At 66.5% G+C, this 11,064-nt stretch carries 8 protein-coding genes; 1 reads left to right on the forward strand and 7 read right to left on the reverse strand.

Annotated features, from left to right (window positions below; genetic code table 11):
- Nucleotides 1–25: 25 nt before the first annotated feature.
- The 6 genes from O2W15_RS01550 to O2W15_RS01575 form a co-directional block, all read right to left on the reverse strand.
- Nucleotides 26–688, reverse strand: coding sequence for a response regulator (locus O2W15_RS01550; RefSeq protein ID WP_269178108.1), 663 nt, complete (start codon nucleotides 686–688; stop codon nucleotides 26–28).
- Complete coding sequence (locus O2W15_RS01555) at nucleotides 685–1,848, reverse strand: sensor histidine kinase (protein WP_269178109.1); 1,164 nt, start codon at nucleotides 1,846–1,848, stop codon at nucleotides 685–687. The genes O2W15_RS01550 and O2W15_RS01555 overlap by 4 nt, the downstream gene beginning before the upstream one ends.
- The gene (locus O2W15_RS01560) at nucleotides 1,848–4,034 is read right to left on the reverse strand and encodes an MMPL family transporter (protein ID WP_269178110.1); all 2,187 of its coding nucleotides are present in this window, start codon (nucleotides 4,032–4,034) and stop codon (nucleotides 1,848–1,850) included. The genes O2W15_RS01555 and O2W15_RS01560 overlap by 1 nt, the downstream gene beginning before the upstream one ends.
- Nucleotides 4,035–4,370: 336 nt before the next feature.
- Nucleotides 4,371–4,862 (reverse strand): hypothetical protein, encoded by a 492-nt coding sequence (locus tag O2W15_RS01565; RefSeq protein ID WP_269178111.1) that lies wholly within the window; start codon nucleotides 4,860–4,862, stop codon nucleotides 4,371–4,373.
- A 115-nt stretch (nucleotides 4,863–4,977) separates the two neighbouring features.
- Nucleotides 4,978–6,669, reverse strand: coding sequence for a UvrD-helicase domain-containing protein (locus tag O2W15_RS01570; protein WP_269178112.1), 1,692 nt, complete (start codon nucleotides 6,667–6,669; stop codon nucleotides 4,978–4,980).
- Nucleotides 6,666–8,321 carry an ATP-dependent nuclease gene (locus O2W15_RS01575; RefSeq protein WP_331253855.1) on the reverse strand — a complete coding sequence of 552 codons (1,656 nt, stop codon included), beginning with the start codon at nucleotides 8,319–8,321 and terminating at the stop codon, nucleotides 6,666–6,668. Before O2W15_RS01575 ends, O2W15_RS01570 begins: the two co-directional genes overlap by 4 nt.
- Before the next feature lie 499 nt (nucleotides 8,322–8,820).
- On the opposite strand from O2W15_RS01575, the gene O2W15_RS01580 reads away from it, so the two are divergent.
- Nucleotides 8,821–9,708, forward strand: a complete 888-nt coding sequence (locus O2W15_RS01580) for a hypothetical protein (protein ID WP_269178113.1) — start codon at nucleotides 8,821–8,823, stop codon at nucleotides 9,706–9,708.
- Nucleotides 9,709–9,803: 95 nt separating this feature from the next.
- Here O2W15_RS01580 and O2W15_RS01585 read toward each other — a convergent pair whose 3' ends face one another.
- On the reverse strand, nucleotides 9,804–10,946 hold the full coding sequence (locus O2W15_RS01585; protein WP_269178114.1) for an AAA family ATPase: 1,143 nt from the start codon (nucleotides 10,944–10,946) through the stop codon (nucleotides 9,804–9,806).
- Between the last annotated feature and the right edge of the window lie 118 nt (nucleotides 10,947–11,064).

Below are 11,064 nucleotides of genomic sequence, written 5' to 3' on the forward strand. Positions count from 1 at the left end.
GCTCCACCGGTGGTGCGGTAGCCGGTCAGGGCGCCCGGACCAGCCCCTCCTGGTACGCGATGACGACCAGCTGGGCCCGGTCGCGGGCGCCCAACTTCGTCATCGCCCGGTGCACGTGCGTGCGCACCGTCAGCGGGCTCACGACCAGCCGGTCGGCGATCTCCTGGTTGGACAGGCCGAGCGCGGCCAAGCCGGTGATCTCGCGCTCGCGGTCGGTCAGCCTCGGGAGCAGTCCGCGCGGCAGGTCGCCGATGCCGTCCGGGCTGGCGAGGAAGCGGTTCACCAGCACCCGGGTGGCGACCGGGGAGAGCAGCGCCTCCCCGTCCACGACCGTCCGGATCCCGGCGAGCAGCTCGGCGGGCGTGACGTCCTTGCCCAGGAAGCCGCTCGCCCCGGCCCGGAGCGCATGCGCCACGTGCTCGTCGGACTCGAAGGTGGTCAGGATCAGCACGCGCGTGCCCGCCAGGGCGGGGGCGGAGCAGATCTGCCGGGTGGCGGCCAGCCCGTCCAGGACCGGCATCCGGATGTCCATCAGGACCAGGTCCGGCTGGTGCTGATGGGCGAGGTCGACCGCCTCCGCACCGTTCGCGGCCTCGGCGACGACGGTCAGGTCGTCCTCGGAGTCGATCAGCATGCGGAACGTCGAGCGCAGCAGCGCCTGGTCGTCGGCCAGCAGCACGCGGATCATCGGGGTCCCTCCCAGGGCTCCAGCGGAATGACGAGGGTGACGGCGTACCGGCCGTCCCCGGCCGGGCCGGCGTGCACCGTGCCGCCGAGCGCGAGCGCGCGCTCGCGCATCCCGATCAGCCCGTAGCCCGATCCCACCGGGCCGGGGCGGACGCCGGTGTTCACCACCAGGACGCAGACGGTGTCCTCGGTGCGGCGCACGGTGATCGTCACGGACGGCTCGACCGCGTGCTTGGTGACGTTGGTCAGCGCCTCCTGGACGACCCGGTACGCGGTGACGTCGACCAGCCGGGGCAGGCACTCCAGCGACCCCTCGCGGTGCACCGTGACCTCGATGCCGGCCGCCCGGCAGGGCTCGACCAGCTCGTCGAGCTGGTCGAGCCCCGGTGCCGGCACCGTGTCCACCGGTGGGTCGTCGTCGGAGGTGCGCAGCACCGCGACGGTGGCCTTGAGCTCCTGGAGCGCCGCCGATGTGGAGCCACTGAGCCCGGCCAGCAGCTCTCGGGCCTGCTCGGGACGCTTGTCCAGGAGGTGCTCCGCGGTCCCGGCCTGCGCGTGGGCCACGGTGAGGTGGTGGGCGACGACGTCGTGCAGTTCGCGGGCGATGCGCAGGCGTTCCTCGCCCACCCGGTGCCGCACCTCGTCGTCCCGGCTGCGCTCGGCGTCCTCGGCGCGGGCCCGGACCACGTCGAGGTAGGAGCGGTGGGCCTGGGCCGTGCGGCCGGCGAACACCGCCGGCAGCAGCCACAGCGCGACGCCGACGGTGCGCAGCACCAGCGAGCCACCGGTGGGGGTGTCGATCAGGCTGCCCAGGATCACCGCGGCCACCGCGGACCCGGTCCACCAGGCGACCGCCCGCACGGACCCGACGACCGCGAGCCAGTAGAGGCAGCCGATCAGCGGGGCCAGCAGCAACGGCGTCGGCAGGTAGCCGAGCGCGCAGGCGGCGGTCTCGCAGCAGATCGCCACGGCCGTCGCGGCGCGCGGCCACCGGGCCGCGGTGAACAGGGCGATGCTGGCGACCAGGCTGAGCAGCACGCCGGGGACAAGCACGGCCGGACCGACGATCCCCTGGGTGCCGATGCTGGCACCGAGGGCGGCGAAGAGGAACGCCACGAGCGCGACCGCCGCGTCCCGCCCCCCGATCCGGCCGGTGCTCATCAGCGGTTGCTCAGCGCCAGGTCGGGTCGCTCCTCCGCCGGTGCGGGGGCCAGCGACGCGCCCTCCACGTCGACGTTCGGCAGCAGCCGGTCCAGCCACCGCGGCAGCCACCACGCCCGCTCCCCGAGGAGCTGCAGGACGGCGGGCACCAGCGTCAGGCGGACGATGAAGGCGTCGAAGAAGACCGCGGCGGCGAGCCCGAGACCGACCATCTTGATCAGCGGTTCCGACGCCGCGGCGAACCCGCCGAACACCGCGATCATGATCACCGCGGCGGCGACCACGACCTTCGAGCTCTGCGCGAAGCCCGTGCCGACCGCCTCGCGGGCCGGCACACCGTGCACGTGCGCCTCCCGCATCCGCGACACCAGGAACACCTCGTAGTCCATGGCCAGCCCGAACACGATCCCCACCAGCAGGATCGGCATCAGGCTCATGACCGGGCCAGTCTGCTCGACACCGAGCAGCTCACCCGCCCAGCCCCACTGGAAGACCGCGACGATCACCCCGATCGAGGCGAACAGCGAGAGCAGGAAGCCGGCCGCGGCCTTGACCGGCACCCAGATCGAGCGGAACACCACCAGCAGGAGCAGCACCGCCAGACCGACGACGAGCGCGACGTAGGGCACGAGGGCCGACTGGGTCTTCTGCGCCATGTCGATGTCCAGCGCCGTCGTCCCGGTGATCTCGTAGGTCACGCCCTGGTCGCGTTCCACGGCCGGGCGGGCGTCGCGCAGCGACTCCACCAAGGCCTCGGTGCGCTCGTCGGTCGGCCCGGTGGTGGGGACGGCGGTGAGGATCGCCGTGTCCCCCTGCTCGTTGAAGGTCGGGGTCGACACCGAGGCCACGCCGTCGGTCGCTGCGAGGTCGTCCGCGACGGCCGCCACCGCGGTCTCCGGGTCGCTCGCACCGCGGGCGTCGACCACCACCGTCAGCGGACCGTTGGAACCGGGGCCGAACGCCTCGGCCCGCAGGTCATAGGCCCGGCGCTCGGTGGCCGTGGTCGGCAACGAGGCGTCGCCGGGGGTGCCCAGCTGCAACGACAGCGCCGGGACGGCGACCGCGGCGAGCACCGCGACCCCGGCCACCGTGACCAGCAGCGGCCGGCGGCGGACCATCCGCATCCACGTGCGGGCCACCGGGACGCGGGGGTTCGTGCGGGCCCCACGCCGCTGCGACCGCGAGCGGACCCGGTTCGGGAACATGCCCAGCAGCGCCGGGACCAGGGTCAGCGCGACCAGGACCGCCACGACGACGGCGCCGGCGGCGGCCAGCCCCATCTTGGTCAGCGACGGGATGCCGACCACGAGCAGCCCGGCGAGCGCGATCACCACCGTCGTCCCGGCGAAGACGACCGCCGACCCCGCGGTGCCCACCGCACGACCGGCCGCCGTCTCGGCGTCATCCTGGCTCTGCCGTTCCTCCTGGTACCGGGAGACCACGAACATCGCGTAATCGATCCCGACCGCCAGGCCCAGCATCAGCGCGAGCATCCCGCTGGTGATCGCCATGCCCAGCGGGCCGGCGAGTGCCCAGACGCCCAGGAACGAGATGGCCACCCCGATGATCGCCGTCAGCAGCGGCAGCCCCGCGGCCACCAGCGACCCGAAGGTCAGCAGCAGGACCACGGCCGCGATCGCGACCCCGATGAGCTCGGTGGCACTCATGCTGGTGGGGCTCTTGAGCGCCGAGCCACGCATCTCCGCGGTCAGCCCGTCGTCCCGCGCCTGCTCCACCGCCTCCTCCAGCACGACACGCGACTCATCGGTCACCTCCGACGACGGCACGTCGTAGCTCACCGACGCGAAGCCGGTCGTGCCGTCGGCGCTGATGCTCGCGCCCGCCGAAGGCGGTACCACCCGCATCACCTGCGGGCTGTCGGCGGCGGTGGCCAGCGCCGCCTCGACGGCCGCCTGGTTCGCCGGCTCCTCCAGCGACCCGCCGTCCGGGGCGACGAAGACGAGGGTCGCCGACGCGCTGTCCGAGGGGGTGTCCGGGAAGCGCTCGGCGAGGAGGTCGAAGGCGTCCTGCGACTCGATGCCCGGGATCGTCGCCCGGGTGTTCACCGGGCCCTCGGACGTGACGGCGGCCGTCACCGCCCCGGCCAGGACGAGCAGCCAGATCACAGCGACCGACCACCGCCGTCGGAAGGAGAAGCGGCCGAGACGATCGAGCAGACCTGCCATGTCGGTACACCCCAGTGGTCGTGGTGGTTGTCCCGAGCAGCGTTTCGTCCTGGCAGGGGCCGCGTCGTCGTGCAGACGCAGGCTCCGACTACGCAGATCGCAGTAGGCGGCTGGCCGTACGGGCTGCCGGGACCAAGTCAGAGGTCGGGCACCGGCTGGCACTGCCGGCCGGCGAGCCAGAGGGCACCCAGTCCCAGCAGCGAGGTGCGCGAGGTAGACGTCGACCTTGTGGTGGATGACGTCGAGCGCATCCTGAAGGTCGGCGACATGCGACGGTGGCTAGTGGCATTCGCAGCCCGAAGGCCACCTGACTACACCCGTGGGCGCTGCCGTCGATCAGGCGAGCGGCAGGTCCTTTAAGATTTCCCGTGCGAAATCACGCATCGCTCCAGGGGTTGTTATTGAGAGCCTGGCCTGTTCATCAAGAGAAACTGGCGGAGCCTTATACCACTCGATGAACGCGGTGACGTCTTCCCCAATCTTGACCGAAGTAGCTCGGTTCAGGAGAAGCTGCAGCCGATGGGCCTGCCCGATCAGCTTCATGATCGACGGTCCTGTGTCTGCGCGTTGGAAGGTTGTCGCCTCGGCTGCATTACCAAACGCCTCGGCTACTTCGCGCTGCATCCCGTCGCGCTGGTCCAAGTAGGCGATGAGCGCTTCACGCACTTCGTCCCGCCGCCGCTCATTGCGCTCACGAGTCCACGTGGTCTCGGACTCAGCGACGTCCCAGTCGTGCTTGAGCGTCGCGGCCAGGAAGCCAGTAATCACTGCTGCCAGCACAGTGCCGCCCGCAGTGATGATCGGAATCGCATAGTTGACGTCAGCCACGGCTGCACCCTAGGCCGGACGCGGCGGTGTTGGCGCGAATTCCTTCGCTAGCGATGGACTCGCTGGTGCGCAGGACCAGTTCACCCAGGCGGCCAGCCACTCACTCTTCTAATCATCAGACTTCAACTATCTGCGCCCAGTCCGCAGCCCGCAGCCAGGCGACTGCCCCCGCCTGATCGTTCAAGTCCTCGAGCGAGTCGAACGCGGCTACAAAGCGAGACACGCGACGACCGCGTACATACCCAGATGCCGTCGGAACCGCCGCGGTGGATACAACTACAACCCCATGGCGAGCCCGGGACAGCATCACCGACAAGATGCGCGCTTCTTCCGCAACCTCGTCCTCGGTTGTGCATCTGAAGTCGGGTAGGCACCCCTCTTCTGCGCCCACGATAACGACCCAATCGAACTGCTGACCCTTTCCAACGTGGCCACTCAGAAGGTGCACGCCGGGAGCGGACAGTAGCGTGGCTTCATCCCCGACTTTTACGCGCTTTAACACACCATCGATGGTGACTCCATCGACAAGTAGCTCAGCGGCCCACGTGCAGGCTTGCGATAATGCCGTTAGGAGGAGGGGGTCCTGAGCTATCAGCCCTTTGGTCGAGTCGAGCAGGGTCTGCGCCACCGTTGCGATCGATCCGACCGGAACAGGTTTCTGCGACCTGAGGGTGCTTCTTAACGTTCTGGCGGTTTCGGCGTCGAGCAGCGGGTCATCCCACTTCCATATTGGGATGCCTTGAGCCGTCAAGGACGACTCGACGTACTGACGCCTGGGGTTGGTTCGACTCATCACGCCGATCCGATGACCTGGCGCTAGCTTTAATATGAACCGACAGAAGCGCATGACCCAATCGCTCTCGGCGGCGATATCGGCGACTGAGAAGGCGGCTGCCAAGCCGCCATTAGGCCAACGGGCCGGCAAAGCGGACGTCAATACCGTCCCGCCGGTTAGTCCAGTCAAACTGTTGACCATACCTAAGACAGCCGGCGAGGACCGGTGCGACTCGGTGAATGCGACAATACTGTTAACTCGGGGTTTAATGCGGGCATAAACGTCGACCGGTGCCGCACCAGCAAAGCTGTAGATGCCTTGAGCGAGGTCTCCAGCGAAGGTTGTCACGTCAGCACCTAGAAAGTCAACCATCCTAAGTTGCTGAGGAGTTAAGTCTTGGAACTCATCCACGATGACTGCCGCAAAATGCGAACGATACAACTGGGCGACACCTTCACACCGCAAGATTACATTAGCTAGCCGCGGAAGATCGTCGTAAGTTAAGCGGTTCTCCCGCCTCCGGAGTTCCTCGATGTCGATGGCGTCTTGATCCCCAGCCACCGCAAGTCGGCTTGCTACCTGTTCGTCATTGAGGTCCTCCTGCTTGACTGCCTGCAGCAGCTGAAGGACCGCGGCTTTCCTAGAACGATCGAACTCTCGAGCAATACACTGTTCAGCGATCCAGTCTGAACTGGGCATCGCAGCATCTGGATCGAGTCCGACAGAGCGGGCGTGGGCTTGGTAGATACGAGATGCCAGACCGTGGAAGTTGGCTATTGAGACAGATTCTCTAAGCGCACGCTCGGACAACTGAGCCTTCAGGCGCCGACGAATGTTGTCGCGCGCACGGTTAGTGAACGTGACCACTAGGACCACACGAGGCCGTTGCACCAGGCCACGCTCCAGTAGGCCAGATACCTTTAGCGAAAGCGCCTCAGTCTTTCCACATCCCGCGGGGGCGAGAATTAACATTGAGAGCTCGTCCGAATCGCGGACGAACTGCTGCTGAGTCGTATCGACTAACTCGGTCACGGCGCACTCACTGCCGCCAGCAGATGGTCTAGACTCGCGATTCGGCGTGCCGTCGACGCATCCAAGGCCGCCGCCACGGCGATTGCTGCGCGCACCTTGTAGCCACTCTTCTTTTTTCGGCAGAACGCTGCTACGTCTTGGTCATTTGACGTGCCGCCCGGCCCAGTTTTCGCAAGGTTGCCTAGTTCGTTCGTTGAGAAGAGGCCGGACGCCCTCAGCGCCTCTTCAACTGCGCTGCCGCCAAGGGCCGTAACGTACTCCGCCTCGAGGTCGATCCGCGAAACGAACACGGAGTTCGCTGGAAGCTGAGCTACGCTCAACCCAAGCGCTGAGGCAGTCGCTTCTTCTGCGTCCTCATCGACGAGAACGCTCATTGGAACGTCGAAGCCGGACTTTCCGAATAGTCTCGTCAGAGCGACAACGCCGCCAGCTCCGTCCGTTTCGACGATCGACACCCCCAGTCGATCAAGCTCTCTACCCGTCAACTCAGCTGCGCGCTCAAGCAGGAGGCGGTCCGACACTCCCTCAACCGCTATGACCCGTGAAGCCGTTAGCGGCTCAAGCTTGTCTCGGACCCACCATTGAGCCACGAGTTTCTCACTGTTAGAGAGAAACCCGGCGGCTGGCTGGATCAATCGACCGCCTTGACGCACCGAGATGATGCATTCCGGATCGAACGAACCCACGATATCCGATGAGTGTGTCGCGAGAAGCTTCTGATTCCCAGTCGCCTTGAGCAATCTGGCGAGGCTCCGTTGACTATTAGGATGCAGATGCATCTCAGGCTCGTCGATGGCGACTAGATTCGCTGCCTCTGTCACCAAGTCGTACAAAGCTACGGCAAACAGCGCTCTGGCGCCGTCCGACTGCTCGGTGATGTTTCTCGGCATGCCCGCGCGAGTAACTTGCATACTGAGACCCGCTAGGGGATCCCCCGAATCAGCCGATGCCGTTTTGAAGGCCAAGTCATCTTTAGCGAGCGATTCGGGGAATGCTCGAGAGAACTGACCAGCCAACTTTGCTCGAAGGTCTCCAAGCGCCTTCGACGAGTCAACCGCCCCTTGGATTTGCGCCTGGAGGCCGTCAAAGGTCTCACGCTCAGCGTCGAGGTCGACCGATGCCAATACGTCATCGAGAGCGCTTCGTCTGTTCTGCCGGAAGTCTCGGTCGCCACCGCTCGTTGCGCCGATACTCCGCCAGCCAATGGCATCCAGCTGTACGCGCGAGAGCTGCCTTGCTCCAGCGTGGTCAAGCGCAGTCCTACGAACTTCTAACGTTTGAGTCGAGTCGAGGGAGGCTTCAAGCTTGACGACCAGAGTTTTTTCACCAGTCGTGGCGTCCACATTTATCTCGTCAGGGAAGTACGCCCACTCGGACTCAGTCAGAGCCGCAAGGGTGGCCTCGACGACGAGCGGCTTGGCTTCGTCACGGAAGTCGCTGGCGTCAAGTTGCGCGTAGAGTTGCGCCGTCGTCGCGCCCAATGTCAGCTCAAGCACCCTAAGCAGCGATGACTTTCCTACGTCATTCGGGCCCACTAGGACCATGTGTTGACGAATCGCCAACTGCGCGTCAATGAGGCGCGAGTGGTTCGCTACTTTCAACTGTGCTATTCGCACCAGACTTCCCCCGAAGTACAGGTTAAGGGCCGCCACGCATGCGAGCAGGCACCTACTTGGTCAAGCCGACTGACCATGGCTCTCGCTATTCATCGCGCTCGCACAGCGCCGTGAGGGCTCTGCCAGAACGCAGCCCTCTGACAAGCACATGCTCTGGTAGCGACAGGGTTGACCGCATCAGACTCCTACCGGAACGGGACCGGACGGATGATACGCAGGATCGGCGACAGGTTCGGAGAAGCGGCTGGCCGTGTCGTAGGTCCCGGTCCGTGATCGGCCTCGCCGCCCCGCGAGATCGCGGGCCCGGTCGCCGACCGCATGACCGCATGACCGCCGACGACGTCATCCCAGTGCAGCTGCACAGCGTCCGGTCCCCCGCGAAGTCGCTCTCGAGCTGCTCGAGTGACCACTGGGCTCCGAGGTCGCGCGCACCTTGTTCGGCGCGGCGCCGTCTGACCCCTCGTCGTCGTACCGTAGTGCGGACGTCCGGGCGTAGCTGAGGGCCACGGTGACTCCACACGTTGAGGAGGTAGCGATGTCCGGCGACCACCCGCCCTCCGGGCTGCCACGCCGCCCTTACTGGTCCGAGAGACAGGGACGGCACACCTACGCCACGTTCACGCCGACGCAGGCCCGCAGGGCCTTCGCCGGGGTTGTTGCCGCATGCGACGCGCAGAGTGAACTTCAGGAGGCGTTCGGCTACGACTGCGTCGACGAAGGAGAGGTACCCGGCACCCTCGGCACCGCCATCGAGGAACGGCTGCTGACCATTCTCGGCCGCGAAGACCTTTGGCCGATCGGCCATCGGGCCGAGTCATGGGACGACGACACGCTGTTCGACATGATGGAGTTCCTTCACGACCACGTTTCCACGCCCGTTTCTGGGCGATTTCACGATTACAGCAACTGCGGCTTTCACGGCGCCCGATTCACCCCCGAGCCCGCACGCAGCAACTATCGATCTCTGGTCAGCGACATCCTGCGGCGAATGGATCCGGGATACGAGATGACCTCACAAGGCGAGATCATCCGCGCCGTGCCTGACGGCGTGGCCCCGCTGTTGGATACGGCGCCGCGGCAACTGGAGTTGTCGCAGCGTCAGCACGTCGAGGCTGCGATCACGAAGTACAGAGCGAGGTCATCGACTCGAACTGATAGGCGCGATGCGGTTCGCGACCTCGCGGATGTGCTCGAGCATCTCCGTGACGACGTGAAGGCCACCATGCCCTCGAAAGACGAGGCGATGCTGTTCGAGATGGCCAACAGATTCTGGATACGGCACAACCGGCCGGGAGAGCACCGGGACTACGATCATGACGCCTGGTGGTCGTGGCTGTTCTACGTGTATCTCGCATCCATCGCCCTGGTGACACACCTCGCCGACCGGGACTCGTCGCCACCGTCCTCTGAACCGGCTATGTGAACGGCCCGTCAGCAGTAGCCGCGGCCTCGTGCCTTTCGGTCGTCGCGGCACCATCGCGTAGCTGACTTACCGGCTCAGTGCGCGAGCGCGTTGGGTCAGTGCGCACGGTGGTCCTTGGCGATCTTCTTCTGGTTGCCGCGCACCGCCGTCAGGCTCGCGTTCGAAGGCAGCTCGTCGTCGTGCGCACCCGAATTGAGGACCGCGGCGAAGTTTGTCCACTTCCCCTTCTCGCTGGGATCCAGGGCGAAGCCCCTGACCAGCGGCACGAGCGCACCGAGTAGCTTCACTTCCCTCTCCACGTCGGCGACGCTCGTGGGGTCGTCTGCCTGTGCGAGTGCGCCGCTGTAGGCCTGCAGATCGACCGGAGCCGGATCCGCCGGGGCGGGTCCTGCGGAGAACGCCGTGAGCGGGAACAGCGCCTCGTGCTGTCGCTCGAGCGCCGCCTTCAGGTCGGTCGCCAGGGTCGACAGATCAGTCGAGCGCGCCCCCAGTGCCTGGGCACCTGCCTCCAGCAGCGCCTCGCGTACGACCTCTATGGGGTCGTATTGGGCGGCTTCCGAAGTAGCAAGGCGGATGGCAACGGCCCGGAAGGGCGCTGCAGACAGGCCCGTAATGATCCGGCGCGCCGGTGTCGCCGGATGGTTCTCGAGCCGCCGCCGCGCCTGAGTGACTCGTTCCCGAAGCTGGTCGAGATCGATCAGGGACAAGAGTGCCTTGAAGTAGGCCACACGCTGCTTGGGCTCGGTCGACAGCCCGTGGCGCAGGGTGTGCTGCAGGAGCACCGGGGCTCCGACGGGCGAGTCCGGCACGGTGGCCAGCCCGAATGCGCTCAGATCCTGCGCCTCCGCCCCGTCGACCAGCAGTCGAGACTCGCACTCGGTTCCTGAGCCGAAGTCACACACCAGCTCTCGACGGACCTCGTGCACGCTGCCGTCGCTGCCCCGCAGACCCGCGGCGACCCAAACTCCTTGATCCTCGGAGGGAAGGTGCGCGTTCCGCAGGCTCTCGTGGTACTCCGCCTTGGCTCCTCCGAGCAGGTCACGGCGGCTGCTACGCCCGGTGAGCAGGAACTCCATCGCCTCCGCGAGGCTGCTCTTGCCCTGGCTGTTGGCCCCGTGGACGACAGTGAGCGGGGCATCCAAATCCAACTTCCGCGGCTCGGTCCCGAACGCGCGGAACCCGCGCACTTCCAGCCAGTCCAGGACGGGTGCTGTCGCCGGGGCACCTGCGTCCGTCACGAGCTCGCCCAGACGCTGACAACGGCGTCCAGGGCGCTGTCCACCTCCTGCCGCGAGCTGGCTGCGACACCGCTGTTGCCAGTTCTGCGGCGTCCTGGCCGGTCGGCGTCGCAGGCAG

Origin of the sequence: Modestobacter sp. VKM Ac-2979 (assembly GCF_026967995.1) — a bacterium.
Taxonomy (GTDB): Bacteria; Actinomycetota; Actinomycetes; order Mycobacteriales; family Geodermatophilaceae; genus Modestobacter.